General features: G+C 65.1%; 16 protein-coding genes and 1 pseudogene. 12 read left to right on the top strand and 5 right to left on the bottom strand.

The features are described 5' to 3' along the window. Positions 1–121 precede the first annotated feature (121 nt). The 3 genes from LDB29_RS24020 to LDB29_RS24010 are packed head-to-tail and all read left to right on the top strand — an operon-like array spanning position 122 to position 5,541. The gene (locus LDB29_RS24020) at positions 122–2,566 is read left to right on the top strand and encodes a TonB-dependent receptor (protein WP_257557257.1); all 2,445 of its coding nucleotides are present in this window, start codon (positions 122–124) and stop codon (positions 2,564–2,566) included. Between the two features lie 6 nt (positions 2,567–2,572). Further along, positions 2,573–3,991 carry a sulfatase-like hydrolase/transferase gene (locus LDB29_RS24015; RefSeq protein ID WP_257557256.1) on the top strand — a complete coding sequence of 473 codons (1,419 nt, stop codon included), beginning with the start codon at positions 2,573–2,575 and terminating at the stop codon, positions 3,989–3,991. After that, positions 3,991–5,541, top strand: coding sequence for a sulfatase (locus tag LDB29_RS24010; RefSeq protein WP_084694338.1), 1,551 nt, complete (start codon positions 3,991–3,993; stop codon positions 5,539–5,541). The genes LDB29_RS24015 and LDB29_RS24010 overlap by 1 nt, the downstream gene beginning before the upstream one ends. Positions 5,542–5,631: 90 nt before the next feature. Here LDB29_RS24010 and LDB29_RS24005 read toward each other — a convergent pair whose 3' ends face one another. The 3 genes from LDB29_RS24005 to LDB29_RS23995 form a co-directional block, all read right to left on the bottom strand. Next, positions 5,632–6,126, bottom strand: coding sequence for a GFA family protein (locus LDB29_RS24005; protein WP_257557255.1), 495 nt, complete (start codon positions 6,124–6,126; stop codon positions 5,632–5,634). Beyond that, the gene (xth, locus tag LDB29_RS24000; protein ID WP_140043359.1) at positions 6,123–6,926 is read right to left on the bottom strand and encodes an exodeoxyribonuclease III; all 804 of its coding nucleotides are present in this window, start codon (positions 6,924–6,926) and stop codon (positions 6,123–6,125) included. Before xth ends, LDB29_RS24005 begins: the two co-directional genes overlap by 4 nt. Before the next feature lie 164 nt (positions 6,927–7,090). Then, positions 7,091–10,720 (bottom strand): autotransporter domain-containing protein, encoded by a 3,630-nt coding sequence (locus LDB29_RS23995; RefSeq protein WP_257557254.1) that lies wholly within the window; start codon positions 10,718–10,720, stop codon positions 7,091–7,093. A gap of 224 nt (positions 10,721–10,944) precedes the next feature. Between LDB29_RS23995 and LDB29_RS23990 the strand changes: the two genes are divergently transcribed. Next, on the top strand, positions 10,945–11,634 hold the full coding sequence (locus tag LDB29_RS23990) for a TIGR02281 family clan AA aspartic protease (protein ID WP_257557253.1): 690 nt from the start codon (positions 10,945–10,947) through the stop codon (positions 11,632–11,634). A gap of 36 nt (positions 11,635–11,670) precedes the next feature. On the opposite strand, the gene LDB29_RS23985 is transcribed toward LDB29_RS23990, so the two are convergent. Next, entirely contained in the window at positions 11,671–12,477 is an 807-nt protein-coding gene (locus tag LDB29_RS23985; RefSeq protein ID WP_025550200.1) for an SDR family oxidoreductase, read from the bottom strand. Positions 12,478–12,718: 241 nt separating this feature from the next. Between LDB29_RS23985 and LDB29_RS23980 the strand changes: the two genes are divergently transcribed. Next, positions 12,719–13,294 (top strand): TetR/AcrR family transcriptional regulator, encoded by a 576-nt coding sequence (locus tag LDB29_RS23980; RefSeq protein WP_257557252.1) that lies wholly within the window; start codon positions 12,719–12,721, stop codon positions 13,292–13,294. Here the strand turns inward: LDB29_RS23980 and LDB29_RS23975 are convergent. Then, a complete protein-coding gene (locus LDB29_RS23975) occupies positions 13,269–14,192 on the bottom strand; it encodes a LysR family transcriptional regulator (protein ID WP_257557251.1) in 924 nt (307 codons plus the stop codon). The genes LDB29_RS23980 and LDB29_RS23975 overlap by 26 nt on opposite strands. A gap of 144 nt (positions 14,193–14,336) precedes the next feature. Between LDB29_RS23975 and LDB29_RS23970 the strand changes: the two genes are divergently transcribed. The 7 genes and pseudogenes from LDB29_RS23970 (at position 14,337) to LDB29_RS23940 (ending at position 22,444) form a co-directional block, all read left to right on the top strand. Further along, positions 14,337–15,449, top strand: coding sequence for an S-(hydroxymethyl)glutathione dehydrogenase/class III alcohol dehydrogenase (locus LDB29_RS23970; protein WP_025550197.1), 1,113 nt, complete (start codon positions 14,337–14,339; stop codon positions 15,447–15,449). 69 nt (positions 15,450–15,518) lie between these two features. After that, positions 15,519–16,376: an S-formylglutathione hydrolase gene (gene fghA, locus LDB29_RS23965; RefSeq protein WP_099186806.1), complete on the top strand. Its 858-nt coding sequence runs from the start codon at positions 15,519–15,521 to the stop codon at positions 16,374–16,376. Between the two features lie 48 nt (positions 16,377–16,424). Further along, positions 16,425–16,598 (top strand): annotated as a pseudogene (locus tag LDB29_RS23960) (ferredoxin); the annotation flags it as partial. Between the two features lie 5 nt (positions 16,599–16,603). Continuing rightward, a complete protein-coding gene (locus LDB29_RS23955) occupies positions 16,604–17,005 on the top strand; it encodes a ketosteroid isomerase-related protein (RefSeq protein ID WP_257557250.1) in 402 nt (133 codons plus the stop codon). Positions 17,006–17,066: 61 nt separating this feature from the next. After that, on the top strand, positions 17,067–18,032 hold the full coding sequence (locus LDB29_RS23950; protein WP_257557249.1) for a carbon-nitrogen hydrolase family protein: 966 nt from the start codon (positions 17,067–17,069) through the stop codon (positions 18,030–18,032). A gap of 256 nt (positions 18,033–18,288) precedes the next feature. Beyond that, a complete protein-coding gene (locus tag LDB29_RS23945) occupies positions 18,289–20,142 on the top strand; it encodes a methyl-accepting chemotaxis protein (RefSeq protein ID WP_257557248.1) in 1,854 nt (617 codons plus the stop codon). A 10-nt stretch (positions 20,143–20,152) separates the two neighbouring features. Further along, the gene (locus tag LDB29_RS23940) at positions 20,153–22,444 is read left to right on the top strand and encodes a TonB-dependent receptor (protein ID WP_257557247.1); all 2,292 of its coding nucleotides are present in this window, start codon (positions 20,153–20,155) and stop codon (positions 22,442–22,444) included. Positions 22,445–22,509 lie beyond the last annotated feature (65 nt).

Here is a 22,509-nt window from a genome sequence, read left to right as displayed (position 1 = left end):
AAAAAGAAGAGCATAGCGGCTGTGGATGCACTTTCCATTCCGTCATCGAAAACAGATGCAGTATGTCAGCGGCAGATCGGCGGGGCATCGATCGCGCCGACTTCGGATGAGGGAGGAAGTCATGCCGAAAAGCCTTCAACGCCGCCTGATGGCGGGTGTTACCGTCAGCGCCTTTTTCACCGCCTTTCCCGCCTTGGCCCAGGTTGCAGGCGGCAGCGCCGCTCCGCCGGAAGAAGCCAGCGACGTCGAGATCGTGGTCGTCGGCACCGCCGGCGCGGGCACGCGGCGGCAGGATGCGTCCTTCGCCGTCACCTCGCTCAATAGCGAAGCGATCACGCGGGCGGCGCCCAACAGCACCGCCGACCTGCTGCGCACCGTGCCAGGCGTCATGGCGGAAAGCTCCGGTGGCCAGAACGGCGCCAATATCTTCGTGCGCGGCTATCCGTCGGGTGGCGACGCGCAGTTCGTGACCTTCCAGCTTGCCGGCGTGCCGATCTTTCCGCCGCCGACATTGTCCTTCCTGGAAAACTCGCAACTCATCCGGCTGGACGAGACGGTGCAGCGCGTCGAGGCGGTGCGCGGCGGCACCGGCTCCCTCTTCTCCAGCGGCCAGCCGGGCCTGACCGTAAACGTCGTGCCGCGGATCGGCGGGGCGGATTTCAAGGGTTCCGCCAAGATTTCCTATACCGATTATGACGAGATTCGCGGCGACGCCTGGGTCTCCGGCCCGCTCGGTCCCGACACGGGTTTCATGGTCGGCGGCTTCTACGCGCAGGGCAACGGCATTCGCGATCCGCGCTATCGGGCGGAAAAGGGCGGCCAGATCACCGCGAACATCCATCATGACTTTGGCGGCCGCGGTTCCGTGGAGGTATATGCCCGCTATCTCAACGATCACGGCCAGTGGCTGCTGCCGATCCCCGTCGTCTCGAACGGCGGCAAGATCAGCGCCTATCCCGGCTTCGATGCGGGGACGGACACGCTGAACGGTCCGGATACGCGCCGCGTCGCCAATCTGGTCGGGCGCGCCGTCGATCTGGCCGACGGACGCGGGGCCAAGGTGATCAACACCGGCATCACCTTCGACTACGAACTGGTCGACGGGCTGCGTTTCCGCGAGCGCATGAGCTTCCTGGGCGGGCGCGCCGACACGGTGGGGCTGGTGCCGGTGGCGGCGCCGGTGGCCGCTTCCGCCATGGCGCAGACGCTGGGCGGAACGGGCGCGACGCTGGCCTCGCTCACCTATGCCAATGGCGGTGGCGTGGTTCCGACCGGAGCCAATACGCAAGTGCTGCGCGCCGGCATCTGGGAAGTGCGCAAGAAGATCTCCTCCTTCGTCGCAGACAGCGCGCTGGAATGGGCATCGGGCAACAACAAGCTGACCGGCGGCTATTATTTCGCGGACTACACCACCCGCGACCAATGGGTGCTGGGCAATCAGGTGCTGTTGCAGGCGGAACCCAATGCGCGGCGGCTCGACATGACGCTGACCAGTGGAGCCGGGGTGTTGCAGGCAGCGACGCTCAACGGTTTCTCCAGCGGGCCCGCCTTCCAGGTGCGCGGCAATTATGAGGGCAAGGACTATGCCTTCTACGCGGTGGATGAATTGCAGATCACGCCCGAACTGCGCGTGGATGGCGGCGTGCGGTGGCAGCGCCATGTGGTCGATGCGACGCTCAGCACATCGGCCGATGGCGGTTCGTTCGATCTGGATGGCAATCCCAACACATTGTACGACAATGCGATTACTCGGCTGGGGCCGCCGCGCTCAATCCGTTACCGGGACTCGGCCTGGTCGTGGACCGTGGGCGCGAATTACGATTTCAGCCGGGAGATCGGTGTGTTCGCCCGGTACAGCCGGGGCAACAGCTTCCCGCAATTCGACAATCTGCGCGAGGCGTCCGCCACCAATATTGCAGACAAGACCGGCCTTGCCGCCGTTGCCGAGGTGGACACCTATGAGGCAGGCGTGAAAATATCGACTGCCTTCGCCAATCTCTATGCGACGGTGTTCCACAACAAGTTCGATGGTCTTGCCACCACGACGCTGATCAACAATGTGCCGATCAGTTCGAATGGCGGCGCGAAGGCGACGGGCGTGGAACTGGAAGGCGCGCTGCGGCCGTTCGAAGGGTTCAGCATTTCCGGCGCGCTGACCTGGCTGGACGCCACCTATCGCGGCTTTTTCAGCGGCGGCGGCACGATCGACAACACCGGCAACCGCGTGCAGCGGCAGCCCAAATGGGCCTGGCGCGTCACCCCTGCCTATGAAGTGACGGTGGGCAGCCTCAAACCCTCCGTCTTCGCGACGCTGCAATATACCGGGGACCGCTTCTCCGATCCGGAGAACAACCAGTTGCTGCCGAATTTCTACCAGCTTGACGCGGGCGTGGCCGTCACCGTCAACGACCGCATCCGCCTGGCCGTCACGGGCAACAACCTGACCGACGAGATCGGATTGACGGAGGGCAATCCGCGCATCATCGGCGGGCAAGGCTCCGGCCCGATCCTGGCGCGCCCGATCCTGGGCCGATCCTTCCGGTTCAGCGCCGCGGTCAATTTCTGACCGCTGATGGACCGGCGCGACCTTCTGAAGGGAATGGCCGCGGCGGCGGCAGCGTCCGTCGCCCCGGCCGGCCTGTCCCAGACGCGGCGGGGCAGGGCGCGCAACGTGCTGCTGCTGATTTCCGACGATCAGGGCCTGGACCTCGGCTGCTATGGCGTGCCGATCCGCACCCCGCGCATCGATCGGCTGGCGGGGGAGGGGACGCGCTTCACCCAGGGCTTTGCCGCCGTATCCTCCTGCAGTCCCAGCCGGGCGGTGATCAATAGCGGGCTCTACACGCACCAGAACGGCATGTACGGGCTCCAGCACGACATCCATCACCAGTCGTTGCTGCCGGGAATAGAAACGCTGCCCTCGCTCCTGCGGCGGGCGGGCCATGCGACGGCGCTCGTGGGCAAGAAGCATGTGGGGCCGGACTCGGCCTTTCCCTATGAGGCGGAACTTGTGCCCGAACGGTCCGGCATCCGCGATGTCCGCGAACTCGCGATTGCGGCCTCCAGCTTCATCCGCTCCACGGACGATCGGCCTTTCTTCGTCACCATCGCCTATAGCGATCCGCATCGCGCCGCCGTCGATTATGGCAATGACCGGCCGTGGCCGGGCGTGAAGCCGGCCCGCTACGATCCGCGCAAAGTGCCCGTTCCGTCCCATCTGCCCGATCTGCCGGCCGTCAGAGCCGACCTGGCGGAATATTATGAGTCCGTCAGCCGCCTGGACAGCGGGGTCGGCATGGTCCTGGACGATCTTGCCGCGACCGGCCGCGCCGACGATACGCTGGTGATCTTCCTCAGCGACAATGGGCGGCCCTTTCCCGGCGCGAAGACCAATCTCTACGACGCCGGACTGCACCTGCCGCTGATCATCCGCGCCCCGGGAAGCGCGACCGCGGTCAACGATGCGATGGTGAGCTGGGTCGACATCGCGCCGACCATATTGGAATGGACCGGCGTCGCCGCGCCGACCGCCTATGCGCTTTCCGGCCGTTCGCTGCTGCCGCTGCTGGGCCGTCGCGCCGATCCGCAACGCGACGCCGTGTTCGCCAGCCACGACTTTCATGAGATCAACCAATATTATCCCATGCGGGCCATCCGCACGCGGACGCACAACTATATTCTCAACCTCGCTTCCCCGCTGGACTATCCCATCGCCGGAGACGTGGCGGGTTCTCCGGCGTGGAAGGCGATCAGCGCCGATCCCGCCATCCGCCTGGGGAAGAGGACGCAGGCAGCCTATCTCAAGCGGGACGCGGAGGAGCTTTACGACCTGACGCGCGATCCGGATGAGCTGGGGAACGTCGCCGCCGATCCCGCCTATGCCGGGGTGAAGCGGACGCTGGCCGAACGTCTGCATGCCATGCGGGCGGCGACCAAAGACCCCTGGCTGGCCGGACAGACCGATCCCTATTCGCATATGGGACGGCCGTGATGGCGGACGAGCTGGACCGGCGCGGCCTGTTGCTGGCCGGCAGCGCGGGAGCATTCGGCCTTTACAGTTGGGCGGCGGCGGATGCCGCGGCCGTCCCGGCCAAAAAGAAGCGGTTGAAGCTGCGCCGCCGCGCAGGGACCAGGCCGAAGAATATCCTGGTCGTCCTCACCGACGATCATCGCTACGACGCGATCGGCTTCATGAAGGCGCAATCCTTCGGGGAGACGCCGACGCTGGACCGGCTGGCGCGGGAGGGGGTGCATTTCAGGAACGCCTTCGTCACCACCGCCCTGTGTTCGCCCAGTCGCGCCACGATCTTCACCGGGCTCTATGCACATCAGCACAGGGTGGTGGACAATAATCATCCGATACCGGCCGGCCTCATCTATTATCCCGAATATCTCCGGCAGGCGGGCTATGAGACCGCCTTCATCGGCAAATGGCACATGGGGCAGGAAACGGACCAGCCCCAGCCCGGCTTCGACCATTGGGTCAGCTTCAAGGGGCAGGGCACCTATCTGCCGGGCGAGGATGGCCTGAACGTCAATGGCCGCAAGGTGCCGCAAAGGGGCTATATCACCGACGAACTGACCGACTATGCGATGGACTGGATCGGCAAGCGCGACGGCAAGCGCCCGTGGATGATGCATCTGGCGCACAAGGCCGTCCATTCGGAGTTCATTCCGGCCGAGCGGCATGCAGGGCGCTATTCCGGGGAGACGTTCCGCTATCCGGACACGATGAAGCCAGATGTTCCGGGCCGGCCGATGTGGGTCGAAAACCAGCGCAACAGTTGGCACGGCGTCGACTATGCCTATCACGGCAAGCTCGACATCGCCGACTATTACAAGCGCTATATGGAAACATTGCTGGCCGTCGACGAAGGACTGGCGCGTATCATGGACCTGCTGGAACGAAGGGGCGATCTGGACGACACGCTGATCCTCTATATGGGCGACAACGGGTTCATGTTCGGGGAACATGGGCTGATCGACAAGCGCGCCGCCTATGAGGAATCGATGCGCGTGCCGATGCTGATGCGTTGCCCCTCCCTCTTCGGCCCGCGGACGGTGGAGGACATCGTCGCCAATCTCGACGTTGCGCCCACCATGCTCGCCGCCGCGGGGCTGGAGGCGCCGGATGGGCTTGCCGGCATGGACATGTTGCCGCTGGCGCAGGGACGGGCGGTCCCGTGGCGCAAGGATCTGGTTTATGAATATTATTGGGAACGCAACTTCCCGCAGACGCCGACTGTCCATGCCCTGCGCGAGGATCGGTATAAATATATCCATTTCCACGGCATCTGGGACGTGGACGAACTGTACGACCTGGCGGCCGATCCGCAGGAGAGCGACAATCTGCTGGCCAGGCCGGGGCATGAGCAACTGGCCGAACGGATGAGCGCGAAGCTGTTCCGGATGCTGGAGGAAACGGGCGGCATGCAGATTCCGCTCAGCCCGGATGCCGGGGAGCGGAACGAACTGCGCGATCCCAAAGGCTCGCCGGCCGCCCCTTTCCCGCCGCGCTTCTATCGGCCATCGGGAAGATAGCGACGCGAAGATAGGGCGGGGCGGACGGAAGGGGACCGGAAGATGAAATTGGTCATCGAACCGTTGCCGACGCCGCCATCACCCCGCGTCCTAACTCGTTGCGCTCGACGACAGCCATGCACCTCTGCCGGCCGAGGAATCGCCGCCGGAAACGCCATCGTCCAGTCCCACCGTATCGGGTCGGAAACCGGCATGGCGCGGCAAGGCATCGGCCATTTCGAACCAGGGAATGCGGCTGGCATCCCAGATATGGAATTGAGGGGCAAGGGCGGAGGGATCGTCAAGCGTGGCAATCGTGAAGTCGATCGTGGCGGGCTGGTGATCGACCTGCATGGTGAGAGGCGTTCCGCACGCGGCGCAAAAACCGCGCTCGCCAAAGTCGGAGGACCGGCGGACGGCGCGTTCGCCCGCGACGATGCGAAAGTCCCCGACCGGAACCGTGGCGAAGGCCATGACGGGCGCGCCGCTCGTCAACTGGCATAGCCGGCAGTGGCAATAACCTGCATCGAAGGGCGGGGAATGAAGCGCATAACGCACCGCGCCGCAGGCGCAGCCGCCGGAAAGCATGGCAGAGGCGTTCATCATCCCTTCTCCCTGGCGCGCGGCGGCGGCGCATCCGCCAGTTCGATCCAGACCGGCGCATGGTCGCTGGTCTTTTCCCAGCCGCGCACGTCGCGATCCACTTCGGCGGCGACGAGCCGGTTCGAAAGGGCCGGACTGAGCAGCAGGTGATCGATCCTGAGCCCCGCATTGCGCGCATGGGCGTTCCGGAAATAATCCCAGAAGGTGTAGATGGTTTCATCGGGATGAAGCGTGCGGAGGCTGTCCGTCCAGCCCTGGTCGAGCAGGCGGAAATAGGCCGCCCTGACCTCCGGCGCGAACAGCGCGTCGTCGCGCCAGCGTTCCGGCTTATAGACGTCGAGGTCCGTGGGCATGACGTTGAAGTCGCCGGCGAGCACGACCGGCAGCCGCTGGTCGATGAACCCGGCGGCATGGTCGATCAGCCGGTCGAACCAGCGGAGCTTATAGTCGAACTTGGGGCCGGGGCGGGGATTGCCGTTGGGAAGATAGAGGCCGCCTATGAGGATGCCGTTCACCGCCGCCTCGATATAGCGGCTGTGGCTGTCGTCGGGATCGCCGGGCAGGCCGCGCCGGGTTTCGTGGATTTCGCCGACGCGGCTGAGGATCGCCACGCCGTTCCAGCTTTTCTGGCCATGCCAGACCGCATCATATCCAAGGTCACGGATCGGCCCTTCCGGAAACTTCTCGTCGGGCGCCTTGAGTTCCTGAAGGCAGACGATGTCAGGCCGCGCCTCGGCCAGCCAGCGAAGCAGGACAGGGAGCCGGCCGTTGACCCCGTTCACATTGTAGGTCGCGACTTTCACGGCCCGGGCGACAGCCGGCGGGCGTCATGGGCCATGACCGCCGCATCTCGCGCCAAAATATCGTCGCCTGTCTTCATGGTGATTCAGGAGACGCCCGTCCGCGGGACTCGTTCCGCCCTCATGTCGCTTCTTCGGCCATTATCCATGCGGCGCGGCTTTCTTCGTCAGAATTGCCATAGCAGCCCCGCCCGCGCGGCATGGTTCTGACTGGCCGGCGAGAGCGCGCCGCTGTAGCCGAGATTGATCCGCATGTTCGATCCCACCGTCGCTTCCAGCCCGATCTCGCTGACCAGCGTGTCGCGGGCGATCGGCAGACCCGTCACATGGAAACGCTGGCCGCCCAGAGCGGCTCCCACCACCGGAAGCTGATCTCCGAAAGCATGCTGCCAACCGGCCGATGCGCGCAGGGTCAGCGATGAAGCGCCCCATTGCAGCCGGGTGTCGCCGCGCAGACCGGCGGTCGCGAAGCTGGTCCGCATCGAATCCCCGCCCAATGCCAGCGCCGCGCTGCCGCCGCTTTCCTGCCCTTTTCCGACGCGAAGCTGCACATGCGCCACGCTGATGAAAGGTTCCAGCGCTCCGGCGGACACGGCGAAGCGATGGGCCGCCTCGGCGAAGGCCTGGGTCGTCGTGGCGCGGTACCGGGTGCTGAGGCTATCCGCGAACCCGGCGAAGGCGACCGAGCGTCGCGCGTCAATGTCCTGCCAACTGACGATAAGACCGCCGCGCAGCGTGACTGGCGCCAGCGCAGCGCCGCCATAGAAACCGGCATGGTAGCTGTCGATGTCGGCATAGCCCTGCGCCCTCATGGCGGCGCGATGATGGCCGCCGACGATACCCAGCCGCAGCGTCGTTTCCGGCACCTGCCATTCGGCCCCGAACAAGGCGCCCGACGAACCTTGCGCCACGGCCGACGCATTGTCATGGCCCCGCCGGTTGCCCCATTCGTCAAGCGCCTTCACCCAATAGGCAGGCCCCAGCCGGTCGTCGGCCGAACCGCGCAGCCGTTCCAGCGTGGCATCGCGCGAAAGGCCGCTGGCCTCCACCAGCGCCGTACGGATCGAGGCGTGGAACGCCCCGGAAAGCCGGTCGAAGGCATTGCGCGCCGTGTCCGCATCGCTCAGCAGCACGGCGTCATAGGCCGCATTGCCCGAACCCAGTGTCTGGAGCGCGGCTCCGGCGGCGCGCTGGTTGGACGTGGCGGCCACCTCTTCGAACCGGACGTCGTTGCGCCTGAGCGTCAGGGTGACCGCATCGGCCGAATAGCCAAGGCTCGGCGTCAGGAAGGCGAAGGAGGAGGTGACCGTGTCGAACCGCCCCCGGATTCCAGCCTGGGCGGTGAGGATGGTATAGGTCGCGCTTGGCCGATACGCGCCGTTCGCGCCGATATGCGCCACCGTGCCGCCAAGCGTCGCCGTGCCCAGCACATCGATGCGGTCAGTGACCGTGCCCGATGGATCGACCTCGATCTCCGTACGGCTGCCCGGCGACAGTTCCAGATCGCCTTCCACCGTGAGCGTCGCGATGCCTGGCCCCGGCGCGATTATCCCTCCCGGTGCGATCCGCACCGAGCCCAGGCGGCCGCGTCCCGCCAGAAGGCTGCCGCCCTCCACCGCCAGCGCGCCGCCTAGCGCGCCGTCGACCGTCAAGCGACCGAACCGCACTTGCGTGGCGCCGGTAAAATCCCGCGATCCGCCGATCAGCGTCAGATCGCCGGTTCCTGCCTTGATGAAGCGGCCGGCGCCCGCCAGCGTGCCTGCATAGCGGCTGTCGCCCGGTTCCTCGAACAGCAGTTCGGCGCCCGGGTTCAGAACGGCGTCGCCGGTGAAGCGGCTGGCGGCGGTGGCCAGCCGCCCTTCTTCCAGCCGCCAGTCCAGCGTGCTTGCTCCCATGAGCGTCAGAACGCCGCTGCCGCGCTTCACCATCCGGCCCGCAATGCCGCCAAGCGGGCGGATGCCACCGGCAAAGCCTTCATTGGTTCGCTGGTCGAACACTATTGTCGCCGCGTTCGATATGTCGCCGCGGATCGACAGCGCATTGCCGACCAGCGTGCCCGCCGCAACCTCCGTATCGCCGGCATAGCCGTTCACGCCCGACAGGATCAGCGTGCCCGCGTCCTGCTTGACGAGCGTGGTGTTGCCCGAAAGAGCCACCGCGATTTCGGCGGTCATCGTTGTGCTCCAGACGCTTCCGTCACCGACCCGGATGACCGTGCGGTCGCCTCCCGCCAGCGTCAGCCCGCTTCCCGACAGTTGGTAGCCGGTCACGGCGAACTGCATGCCTGCGGTCGACAATGCCCCCGCGCTGCCGTCCAGGACCACCTGTCCGCCACGCCCGGCAAAGATGGCGAAGGCGGCGGGATCGGCTGTGCGGCTGCTCGCGCCATCCTCCCCGGTCCAGTCCGGCGTCCCGGCGCGCCATGTGCCGGGCCCGCCATCCACCCTGCCATCGGAATGGCGCGTTGGATCGCCGCCATCCCAGAAAAGCAGCGGGCGTGCGGACGCGCCGGACAGCAGGTTCACCTGACCCGCCGTCGCCGTCTGGACCGACAGCCTGCCTGGAACCTGTCCGGGCGGCGGGGCGCCGAGTTCCAGGCCATGATCGGTCAACTGCCCGCCATAGCTGAACAGCCGGTAGAGGCCGTCTTCCAGAGGATCGCTGCCGCCAAGGTCGAGGATGCCGTCGAGTGTCAGGTTCCCGACTATATCGAACAATGCCGGATCGCCCGACCGGCGCAGGGCGGCCACGACGACCGATCCCGAACCCAGCTCCAGGCTGGCCATATGGAGCGTGTCGCCACCCCTGCCCAGCAGGCGGCCGCCGCCTCCGACATCGACCGCGCCGACCCGGCCCGTGCCGCTCAGCACGCCGCCGTCGGAAAGGCGAAGCGTGCCGCCCAGCGCGCCATCGACCCGCAATGCGCTGCCTTCGACCCGGGTGGCGCCAGTGAAATCGCCCGATTGCCCGGTTATCAAGAGCGTTGCGGAGCCGGTCACGTCGAATCCCCCGCTGCCGGATAGCCGATAGGGATATACCGTTTCCGCGCCCGTTATGTTGCCGGAGGAGAAGGTCAGCGCACCTCCACCGCCGATTTCGACATCGCCGCCAAATCCCTGGGCGCGGGCGATCAGCCGCCCCTCGTCCACCCGCCAGTTCAGTGCATTGCCGCCGCTCAGCGTGAGGGCGCCCGCGCCCTGTTTGATCATATATCCCCAGAAGCTGAACACCCCGCTGACATTCCCGGCGAAGGTCGCGTCCTCCTCCTGGTCGAAGATCACGGTGCCGCCATTTTCCAGATCGCCCCGGATCGAATGGACATTGCCGATGACGGTGCCGCCATCCACCCGCGTGTTGCCCAGATAGCTGTTCTTGCCGGTCAGCACGACCGTGCCCAGATCGTTGAAGAACACCCCGCCCGTGCCGGTCAGTTCCGTATCGATCCGGGTGGTGGCGCCCATTTCCGACCGGATCGAGGTATAGGCGCCGCCGTCCAGCTTCAACGACCCGCCGGTGAGGCGATAGCCGTCCGACCGGAACAGCATGCCGGTGACGGACGGCACGCCCTGGCTGTCGTCTATGGTGACCGTTCCCGGCCTTCCCTGGAATATCGCAAAGGCGGGCACCGGGCGCATCGGGCCGTTGATGACGCCGTTGCTGTCGGTCCAGCTCGGTTCCGTCATGCGCCAGAGGCCGGACCCCCCGTCTACGGCGCCATTGGCGTGCAGTTCAGGATCGCTGCCATCCCAGAAGCGGAGCGCCGTCTGCGCCTCCGCTTCGGCGGGCGTCATCATCATGCCCCCCAGGAAAAGCGCTGCGGTCGTGTCCCGCGCGATCGATCCGGACTGCGCAAACCCTCCGCGTCGACCCCTACGTCGCATCGGCCTGTTCCCTTTTCACGCCAGCCCCCGAAGGGGATTGCGCCCGCTAAGCAGTTCATCGGCAACGCTTTTGCGCCGATCTGTGAGATTGGCGCGGGGAAGGGAGGCCGCAACATTCCATCCGCCGATGGAGCGCGGGCATGCCGCAGACCGCTGGCGGCAAGCGACTGCGCGCTCCGGGATCAAACGGCGTTTCCATCGGTTCGAAGGCGATGGACATCGCGACCAATCCCGAATGGCAACGCCTTCTTCCCTATGCACTGGCAGGCGCCGTCTTCCTCATCCTGCTCTTCAACATTCCCTTCATCGGACGCGTCCTCCGCGCCCTCCTATCGGTGGCCCTGCTGGCGCTGTGCCTTCTGATCCTTGCGCAACAGGCACCGTTCGACCCCAATCTGAGCCCGCTGATGAACCGATTGGGCCTTAGCAGCCAGCAGGTGACGGGGGATATGATCCGCATCCGCATGGCGGCAGATGGCCATTTCTGGGCACGGGCCGAACTCAATGGCGTGAGGCGTCGGATGCTGATCGACAGCGGCGCGACGGTGACGGCGCTCTCCCAGGAGACTGCGCGCCAGGCCGCGGTCAGCGTGGACGATGGTCTGGTGCCGGTCCTCATGCGGACGGCGAACGGAACCATCCGGGCCGACACCGGCACCGTCGCGCGTCTGAAGGTCGGCGGAATGGAAGCCCGCAACCTCAAGGTGATCATTTCCCCGGCGCTGGGAAATGTCGACATATTGGGCATGAACTTTCTGACGCAGCTCGCGTCCTGGCGGGTGGAAGGACGCGAGCTGATACTGGTGCCGGCCAAGGATCGGGACGGCTGAAGCAAAGGGAAGCCGCTTCCCGCATCGGCGGCCCGCTCAGGCGGTAAGAAGGGCGTCCCGATAACGGGGCGCGACATCGCTCTTGGACAGATTCGGTCCCATGGCGAGGCGCGCCTCCTGCAAGGTCAGCCATTGCTGTTCGTCGGACAGCGGCGGAATAGTGACGGTCTCCCCCCTGTCGAAGCCGAGCAGGGCGGCATCCACCATATCGCCCGCTTCCATCACGAAGCCTGCGGGAAAGGCATCGACATCCTTGCCCGACCGCGCCCAGATTTCGGTTCGCGTGGCGCCCGGCAGGACGGCCTGCACGCGGACGCCCTTGTCGCGCAATTGTGTGGCCATCGACTGGCTGAGGTTCAGGATGAAGGCCTTGGTTCCGCTATACACCCCATCGAACATCTCGGGCGCGAGGGCGAGCACGGAGGACAGGTTGACGATCGCGCCACGGCCCGCCGCGACGAAGGCCTTGCCCGCCGCGGAGGCGAGCCGGGTCGGCGCCGTCACGTTGAGGGCGATGATCCGCGACAATTGCGGCGTGTCATTATCCAATATGCCGCCGTTCAGCGACATGCCCGCATTGTTGACGAGCATGGTGACGTCGCCTGCGGCCAGACGCTCCTCGATCCGTTGCAGGTCGCCCTCGGCGGTCAGGTCCGCCGCGATGACCTCCACGTCCACGCCCGCTTCGCCGCGCAGCCTTTCGGCCAGCGCATCCAGGCGCGGCCGGTCCCGCGCGACGAGAATGAGGTCGAAGCCGCGTCTGGCCAGGCGGTCCGCATAGACCGCGCCGATACCGGTCGAAGCACCTGTGATAAGGGCGATGTTCTTTTCAGCCTGTGTCATGGCAATACTCCTGGGGATGGTCGAAAGAGCCGTTGAGGCCCGTCACATCAGCGGCGGCATCGGAAAAGCGGCAGGCTCCAGCACGGGCTGGTGCCGGCGGATCCTAACATTATCTCGGGCTGCATCATCGCCCTTCCTGACACCGTTGCGAATATGACGATCATCATATATATGACGATTGTCATTTGTCCAGAGGGAAGGGGCATGGCAAAGACGCAGAAGAAGAAGAGGACGAGCGGTCATGGCTGACAAGAGCGCGCACAAGGCGAAGACGCGCGCGCGTATCCTGGGCGAGGCGGCCGGGGCCATGCGCATGGCGGGCGTGCAAGGGATCGGCGTCTCGGCGCTGATGCAGCGGGCGGGGCTCACTCATGGCGGCTTCTATGCTCATTTCGAGTCGCGGGACGATCTGGTGGCGCATGCCGTCGACCGCATGTTCGAGGAAAGCGCCATGATATTGGACCGCTTTCTGGGGGAAAGGCCGGACCTTGCCGGCCTGATCGACCATTATCTGTCGGAAAGCGCCTATCGGGCGGTGGACCGTGGTTGCCCCTTGCCCGGCCTTTCGGGGGAGGCCGCACGCATGCCACCCGCCGCGCGCCTGCGGTTCGAAGCGGGGGTCAGGCGGTTTCGAGAAGGGATTGCGCGGGCGCTGGAGATTGCGGGCCGGTCCGATGGCGCGGCGCTCGCCCATTCGCTGCTTGCGGAGCTTGTCGGGGCCATGACGCTGGCGCGGGCGATGTCGGATGAAGGCGCGGCGCTGGATTTCCTCGCTTCGTCTCGCGACCGGCTCAAGGAACGTATCGGTCTGGCCTGACCGCCGCTTCCCTTCTGGGGGTGTTCATCGCCGGCCCCAGTTCATGCAGCAGGCAATCCACGACCTGCCGCACCTTTGGCAGCAGATGCCGCCGCTGGGGATAAACCGCCCATATGGGCTCATCGTCCGGCTGGACATCCTCCAGCAGCAGTTCGACCATGCCGTGCTTGAGATAGGGGAGGATGTAGAAATCCGGGAGCTGGCAGATGCCGAGCCCCGAAATGCACGCTTCCATGACGGCGTGTCCGCTATTGCACCTGAAGCGCCCCTTGGGCCGATGGATCATTTCCTGGCCGTCGACCTTGAAATGCCATGTGCCTGCGGAGCCCGCGATGCACTCATGCCCGGCCAGCGCACCGACGCTGGCGGGGCGGCCCGCGGAAGCCAGATAGCTGGGGGCGGCGCAGGTGTAGAGCGTGCGCGACGCCACCCGCGTCGCGATCAGGCGAGGGTCGTTGACCGTCCCCGTCCGCACCGCGACGTCGAATCCCTCGCCGACCAGATCGATGACCCGGTTGGACAATTCGATCGACACGGCCAGCTTGGGATGCTGCATGGCGAAGCGGCGGATGATCGGCGCCACGAAGCGCTCCCCCATGGCCGTCGAGCAGGTGACGCGCAACTCTCCCTGCGGCTCGCTTCTCTCTCCGATCAGGGCGATGGCTTCGTCCCTGTCCTTGGCGATGCGCTCGCACCGTTCGAAGAACACACGGCCGGTGTCGGTCAGCCGGACGATCCGGGTGGTCCGGTGGAAAAGCTGCGCCTGCACGCGCTGCTCCAGCGCCATGATGGACCGGCTGACATGGGTGGTGGAGACACCCAGCGCCCTTGCCCCGCGCGTGAAGGAGCCTGCGGTGGCGACACTGATGAACTCGTCTATGCCATCCCAGTTGGACATGTGATTATACCAGCTCAGGAATAATGATTTTCCGAAACACTATATTATCACCATTGCGGAACAGCGCTAGGGAGGATGGAGAGAGAGGGCGCGGCGGGAGCCATGGCCTCTCTTCTCGCAAATGATCATGACGAGGAATGAGAGATGAAGACCCGCGCCGCCGTCGCCTTCGAGGCGAAGAAGCCACTGGAGATCGTCGAAGTCGATCTGGAAGGCCCGAAGGCGGGCGAGGTTCTGGTGGAGATCATGGCGACGGGCATCTGCCACACCGACGCCTATACGCTGGACGGTTTCGACAGCGAGGGTATTTTCCCCTCGATCCTTGGCCATGAGGGCGCCGGCATCGTGCGGGAGGTCGGCGCGGGCGTCACTTCGGTGAAGCCCGGCGACCATGTGATCCCGCTCTACACGCCCGAATGCCGCCAGTGCAAAAGCTGCCTGTCGGGCAAGACGAACCTGTGCACAGCGATCCGCGCGACCCAGGGCAAGGGACTGATGCCGGACGGCACGACCCGTTTCAGCTACAAGGGCCAGCCGATCTTCCACTATATGGGCTGCTCCACCTTCTCCAACTTCACCGTCCTGCCGGAGATCGCTGTGGCGAAGATCCGCAACGATGCGCCCTTCCAGACGAGCTGCTATGTCGGCTGCGGCGTCACCACCGGCGTGGGCGCGGTCGTCAACACGGCCAAGGTGCAGGCGGGCGAGAATGTCGTGGTCTTCGGCCTGGGCGGCATCGGCCTCAATGTCATCCAGGGCGCGAAGATGGTCGGCGCGGACAAGATCATCGGCATCGACATCAACCCGGACCGGGAGGAATGGGGCCGCAAGTTCGGCATGACTCATTTCATCAACAGCAGGGGCCTGTCGCGCGAGGAGACCGTTGCCAGGATTCTGGAGGTGACGGACGGCGGCGCCGACTACAGCTTCGACGCGACCGGCAATACGGAGGTGATGCGCACCGCGCTCGAATGCTGTCATCGCGGCTGGGGGGAAAGCATCATCATCGGCGTCGCCGAAGCGGGGAAGGAGATCAGCACCCGCCCGTTCCAGCTCGTCACCGGCCGGGTCTGGAAGGGTACGGCCTTCGGCGGCGCGAAGGGCCGCACCGACGTTCCCAAGATCGTCGACTGGTACATGAACGGCAAGATCGAGATCGATCCCATGATCACCCACGTCCTGACGCTGGAGGAGATCAACAAGGGCTTCGACCTGATGCATGCGGGAGAGAGCATCCGCAGCGTCGTGCTGTTCTGATACGGCGAGGAGAAAATTTATGGCGGTGACTTCCGGTGCCGTTTCCACGCGATCGGATGGCAGGTGATCATGGAACAGGTGAGCGCCAACAAGGCCTTTGGCGGCGTGCAGGGCGTGTACCGGCACGCCTCCGCCTCGACCGGGACGGACATGACCTTCTCGGTCTATGTGCCGCCCCATGCGGAAGGGACGAAACTGCCGGTCGTCTGGTATCTGTCCGGACTGACCTGCACCCATGCCAATGTCACCGAAAAGGGCGAGTTCCGCGCCGCCTGCGCCGAACTGGGCCTGATCTTCGTCGCGCCGGACACCAGCCCGCGCGGCCCGGACCGCAACGGCGATGCCGTGGCGGACGATCCGGACGGGGCCTATGATTTCGGTCTGGGCGCCGGCTTCTATGTCGACGCGACGCAGGCCCCCTTCGCCGCCCATTATCGCATGTGGTCCTATGTGACCCAGGAACTGCCCGCGCTGGTCGCGGCCAATTTCCCCGCGGACATGGAACGCCAGTCGATCATGGGTCACAGCATGGGCGGCCATGGCGCGCTGACCGTCGGCCTCACCCTTCCCGACCGGTACAAGGCGGTATCGGCCTTCGCGCCGATCGTCGCGCCGGGGCAGGTGCCCTGGGGACAGAAGGCGCTGGCCGGCTATCTGGGCGACGACCCGGCCGCGTGGCGCCGGCATGACGCGGTCGCGCTGATCGAGGACGGCGCCCGGGTTCCGGCGCTGCTGGTCGACCAGGGGACGGCGGACAATTTCCTGGAACAGGAATTGCGCCCGGAACTGCTGAAGGCGGCTTGCGCGGCAGCGGGGATCGACCTGACGCTGAACCTGCGCGACGGCTATGACCACAGCTATTACTTCATTTCCACCTTCATGGCGGACCATCTGCGCTGGCATGCGGCCCGTCTTGGCAAGGATTGATCGATGGTGCAGATTTTCGTGACCGGACGCGACGGCGCAGAACATGCTTGCCATGTCCATGTGGATGACGAACGCGCAGGCGGTCTGCCGCCGCTCGGCCCTGATGAGAACGACCTGCTCGACAGCAGCGATCATCGTATCGACCGGTCCCGCCTGTCCTGCCAGATTCCGCTGACGGTCGAACTGGACGGCCTTCGCGTCACCATCGCGCCGGAGGATTGAACGCCATGGCTGCGGACCTGCTCGGTCGCTATTATGAGGCCTTCAATCGCGGCGACAGCGCGGCGATGCTCGATCTGCTGGCGCAGGATGTCGTGCACGAACCCTCGCAGGGTTCAGCGCGGGAAGGGAAGGCGGCCTTTGCGCAATTCCTCGACCATATGAACCGCTGCTACAGGGAATGGGTCATCGATCCCGTGTTCCTGGCCTCCGCCGATGGAAAACGGGCGGCCGCGGAATTCATGCTGGAGGGCGAATATCTGGAAACGGACGGCGATCTGCCTCCTGCATCCGGCCAGCGCTATATTTTGCGCGTCGGCGCCTTCTTCGAACTGCGCGACGGCGCGATCGCGCGGGTCAGCAACCATTATAATCTGGCCGACTGGCTGGACCAGGTGAAGGCGGGATGAGGCAGGCCGGGGAGGGCGATCATCCGATGCGCTTCGGGCGGAAGCCGCTACGGGACGCCGAATGACCGAGGTCCGCATTGCAGCCGCGCAATATCCGATCGAACTGTTGCCGAGCTACGGCGCCTGGGAAGCGAAGCTCAGCCGCTGGGTGTCGGAGGCAGCGGTCAGGCGCGCGCAGCTCCTTGTCTTTCCGGAATATGCCGCCATGGAACTGGCCGGCACCGATCCGGCGGCGGCGGCCGATCTTCATGCTTCGCTCGACCATGTCGTGGCGCTGGGGGAACGGATCGACGAACTGCACCGGCAACTCGCCATCCATTATGGCGTGACGATTCTGGGCGGCAGCCGCCCGTGCCGCGGCGCACGGGGAGCGGTCGTCAACCGCGCCCGGCTCTTCTGCCCCGATGGCCGGACCGGTTATCAGGACAAGATCGTCATGACGCGGTTCGAACGGGAAATCTGGGGCATAACGGGCGGCGAGGCCGTTCATGTCCTGGAAGCGCCCTTCGGTCGGGTGGGAATTTCCATCTGCTACGATGCCGAATTTCCGCTGATCGCGCGGGCACAGGCCGAGGCGGGCGCCAGGATCATCCTGGTGCCGTCTGCGACCGACAGCATGCAGGGCTATTGGCGCGTCCGCATCGGGGCGCAGGCCCGCGCGCTGGAAAACCAATGCTATGTCGTCCAGGCGCCCACGGTGGGGCAGGCGCCCTGGCTGCCCTCGCTGGATGACAATCACGGCGCGGCAGCCATTTACGGTCCGCCCGACGGCATCGCGCCGGATAATGGCGTATTCGCGGTCGGTGAAGTCAACCGGCCGCAATGGCTGTTCTCGGATGTCCGGCTGGATCAGGTTGATGTGTGGCGTGGCTCCGGTACGGTCCTGCCCTTCCTCCATTGGCCCGAGCAGCATGCGGCCATGCGACCGGATGATGCCTGCCGGGACGAGCCTGCGCCTCCCGCTCCAATCACGGCTCCGGACAGGTCTGAGGATCGTCCCGAACCGATCTTCGGAAGTCTTGAATGAGCAGCCATCGATCTTATCGAGCCTGACCGAAGCTGGCGCAGATGCCTCGCGCCATGTCCTCTCATTTCCACCAAGCAGATACAGGATATTCCTGTCAGGTCGCCCAAAGTCGCCGAGCCCTATTACCTAAGTTATCTGACATAGGTTAAACGCAGAACAATTTTCAGTCTAATGACAGAAGCGTTAAATCAATCATAACCATTCGGGGCGCAGTCAAACGGCAAGACAAGGCTGGTCAGACGGGGGCTCTTACATCGTGCGGCATCTAGCCCCATTGACAGGTGCACTTCGCCGCCTGCCCGGCGCCATCCTGCCGCTCATCGCGTTGACGCTCGTGACCTTCATGACCTGCGGCATCCTCGTGACCGTGCTTGTTTCGAGGATGGACGATGCGGCGGCGCTGGAAAAGGCGCGCATGGTCAACGGCGCCATGAAGCGGGAGACCAATGCTCTTGCAGCCACGGCCCGGGATTATGCGCTCTGGGATGACGCCGTCGATCATCTATACGGCCGGATCGACCGTGAATGGGCAGCCTCGAACTTCGGCGGCGCCATGCCCCTATATATTCTCGACGAGCGCGGCGGGACCATATTCGGCTGGCAACCGCGATCGACCGTCAGAACCACGCTGATGAAGGATGCGCCGGAAGCGCTTCGGCATCTTGAGCGTACGCTGCCCAAGCATGTCGATGATCGCCGCAATTTCCCCATCCGTCCCTTCATCCAGCTTTATCGGGGCCGTCCGGCCTTGTTCGCCGGCGCCCCGATCCTTCCTTTTTCCGCCAACCGGCCGCTCCCATCCGGGCCGCTCCGCCATGTCGTCGTCGTTCGCCTGCTGGATGCCGAGCTGTTCGCCAGTTGGGAACAGGCCTATGCATTGGCCGACATCAGCTTCAACCCGCCGGAAGCGGATGCCGAGACATCGCCCGGTCATCCCTTGATCAGTCCTGACGGGACCGATCTGGGCCATATCCACTGGTTGCCGGTGCGCCCGGGCATAGCGGCGCTCAAGAGCCTTTCATGGCTGCTGGCATCGGCCGCCGCGCTCTTCATCCTGTTTTTCCTCGCCGTCTCGCGCGCCATGTTGCGGACCCATGCGTCGTTGCTCGCCGGCCGGTTGCGGGCCGAACGCATCTCCAGGGATCGGGAGAATGCGACTCTGGCCGCGGAAGAGGCGCGCCAACAGGCTGAACAGGCGAGGGAGCAGATCGCCGCCATTGCAGAGCGGGAAGGGCGGGAACAGGCCGAACATCGCGAAGCGCTGCGAAACGCCGCGCATGAGGTCGCCAATCTTCTCTCCACCAGCGTGGGTGACCTGTCGGGATCCTTGCTGAGGCAGGCGGATCAGCTTGAAGCCAGCGCCCGCGACACGCTGGCCGCTCTCGCGGAACAGCTCACCGGGACGGCCCTGGTCCGCGACCGCAGCCGTGCGTCGGCGCAGGCCGTGCACGAGATCGAGGCGCATGTGCAGGAGTTGAGCGTGGCCATTGGCCAGATCCACACCCAATCGATCGCCACCCGTCAGAACATGGACAAGACGGAAGTCGAGGCTCGCGCGGTGATGGGCGCCAATGACCAGTTGCAAAGGGAGATAGAGGCGATCGACCTTGCCACCCGCACCATCCGGCAAATAGCGGGCCAGACGAACATGCTGGCCCTGAACGCCACGATAGAGGCTGCGCGGGGCGGCGAGGCGGGAGCCGGCTTTGCCGTCGTCGCCGGCGAGATCAAGACGCTGGCGAACAGGGCCGGCGACATGGCGGGCCAGATCGAGCGGCGGATCGAGGCGGTGAACGCATCCGCCTCCTCGATCGCGTCGCTGCTCAACCTGCTGAACACCGTCGTCCGCCAACTGGAGCGCAACGTGTCGGATGTGTCCCTGGCCGCCGATAAGCACCATCAGGGGGCCCGTACGATCCTGGCGAGCAGTCAGAGCGTCGGCGGCGACGCGCAAGCGGTGCACGACGCCATCAGCGTCATCGCCGCGGGCCTGGATGCGGTGAAGGCGAACGCCGAACATACGCTCAATGTGGGCGCCGCGGTCCGGTCCAGCGCCAGCGAGCTGACGCAGCGGTTCGATCTGGTCATCGCCCGCCTGCGCGCGGCGTGAAGGGGTAATCATGCATCTTCGTATCTTCCCGGCCCTGACGGCCTGCGCCGTCATGCTGCCGCATTCCGCCTCTGCCGAGGACCTGCCGAACCCCATATCGGCGGCGGAGATCACCGTCACGGCGCAGCGCCGCGAGGAAGCGATCCAGACCGTTCCCGTGGCGATCTCCGCCTTCGGCGAAGCCTTTCTCGACCGCACGCGGCTGGACGACGTCAAGGACATCGTCACCTTCACGCCCGGCTTTTCAGGCAATTCGGACGACAGCTATATCGACAGCATCGCCATCCGGGGCATCACCTCCAACGACTATGGCATTGGCGGCGATCCTTCGATCGGGATCTTCAAGGATGGGGTCTATCAGGGCAGGACAGGCGCTGCCGTGACCTCCCTGTTCGATGTCGCGCAGGCGGAGGCCTTGCGAGGGCCCCAGGGGTTCCTCTTCGGCCGCAATGCCATTTCCGGTGCGATCAGCATCATGACCAACAAGCCGGATCCGGGGCGTATTTCCGGGCATCTCTATGTCGGGGTCGCCAGCTTCGACCGCAAGGATGCGGAAGGCGCCATCAACCTGCCGGTGGCGGAGGACTGGACGCTTCGCATTGCGGGCTATGCGACGGATTATGATGGCTGGATAGACAATGCCTTCACGGCCGGCCGCAATGATCGCCTGATGGGCGGCAACAAGCAGGCCGGGCGCGTCGCCCTGCGTTACAGGGCCGGCGATGCCGATGTCCTGCTGAGTGCCGAACATGAGCGTCGGCGGCTCGACGGCGCGCCTTATCGGGCGTCCAATGACGATCGTGAAGTTCTCGACTATCTCAGCGAAGTCTTGCAGCGGGATATTTTTATCCGGGGGTCTCGCCGCGACGTGGATACCGATCTCCTCAGACCGCGTGACGATGGCGACATCACCAGCCTGACCGCATCGATCGATCTCGATCTTGGATCGGCGCGCTTCAACAGCCTGACCGCCTTTCGCAAGTCCGATTTCCATTATCTGGAGGACTATGACGGGACGGCGCTGCAACTGGGCAATTACGACCAGCGCCAGCATGCCCGCTATGTCAGCCAGGACTTCCGGCTGATGTCCAGCGACGATCGGCGCCTGACCTGGTCGGCGGGGATTTCGCTCTATTGGGAGGATGTCGCGGCGCGCTTCACCAACGAGGCTGCCGAGGATCTCGTCTGCACGGCGGGCTATGGCTATGCCGATTGCGGCGGGATGACCATGGACCTTTACGGCGCGCCCTACCGGCCGGCGCCGGGCGGCCTGCTGACCGACATCAACGACGTGCGGTCCCGCAACCGCGGATGGTCCGTGTTCCTGGATACCAACTTTCATTTCTCGAAAGCGCTGGAGGCTGGCATCGGCATTCGATATGCGCGCGACCGCAAGCATTTCAGCATCGATGTGCTGCCCAGCCAAAGCAGCCTCGGCAATGTCTGGACCTTCACCTATTTCACCGCTGGTCCCGTTTCTTCCAGCAAGAGCTGGGGCGGACTGACGCCACGCGCCTATGTGCGATATGCGGTGGGGCCGGACATCAACCTCTACGCCAGCATCACGCGCGGTTACAAGGCGGGCGGCTTCGGATCGTTCACGGTCGCCGCGCCTGTCCCGATCGAGGCGTATCGGCTGGTGCCCGACGGAACGAAGCCCGACGCCTTCGCGCCGGAGACGATATGGAGCAAGGAGCTGGGGATAAAGGGCCTGGCCCTCGCCAGGACGCTGAGCTTCGACATAACCGGCTTCCATTATCGCTATCGCAATCTTCAGACGGTTTATTTCGACACGGAAAGCCGGACCCAGCAGGTCGTGAATGTCGGCAGCGTGACCGGATATGGCGTGGAAAGCGCCCTCAATTGGAAGCCGAGCCGCTATTTCGACCTGTCGGGCCATGTGACCTGGACGCGAACCGAAAAGCAGGGGGACCGCGACTGTGGACAAAAGGATTGCGGCGGCCTGCCCAATCCGATCTGGTCGAGCGCGGGCGTCGCGACCGGCCATTATCCGATCGGCCCGGCCGAGATCTATCTGCAAGGCGAGTGGATGCATGAGGGGCGTCGAAGGGAGAGTTTCGACTGGCGGGGAATCACCCGACGGGAAGCTTATACGCAGATCAATCTGAGGCTGGGCTATGACAGCGGCAGGGGCGTCGAAATCGTCGCCTATGTGCAGAACCTGTTTGATGCCTATTTCGTCAGAGGGGTGGAAAATGGCGGCGATCTTACGCCCGCCAATAGCTGGGGCATCGCCCAGCCACGCAGCTTCGGCGTCGACCTTCGATTGCGGTTCCGGTGACGATCCGCGATTCCCACGGCGCACTCGCGGCGATTGCGCCTGCCCGGTAACGCTGCCGGCCGCGG

It is taken from the genome of Sphingobium sp. CFD-2 (assembly GCF_024611135.1).
GTDB classification, from domain to species: Bacteria; Pseudomonadota; Alphaproteobacteria; order Sphingomonadales; family Sphingomonadaceae; genus Sphingobium; species Sphingobium fuliginis.
The sequence above is the reverse complement of the archived record's forward strand: the minus strand, read 5'-3'. Positions and strand labels throughout refer to the sequence as shown.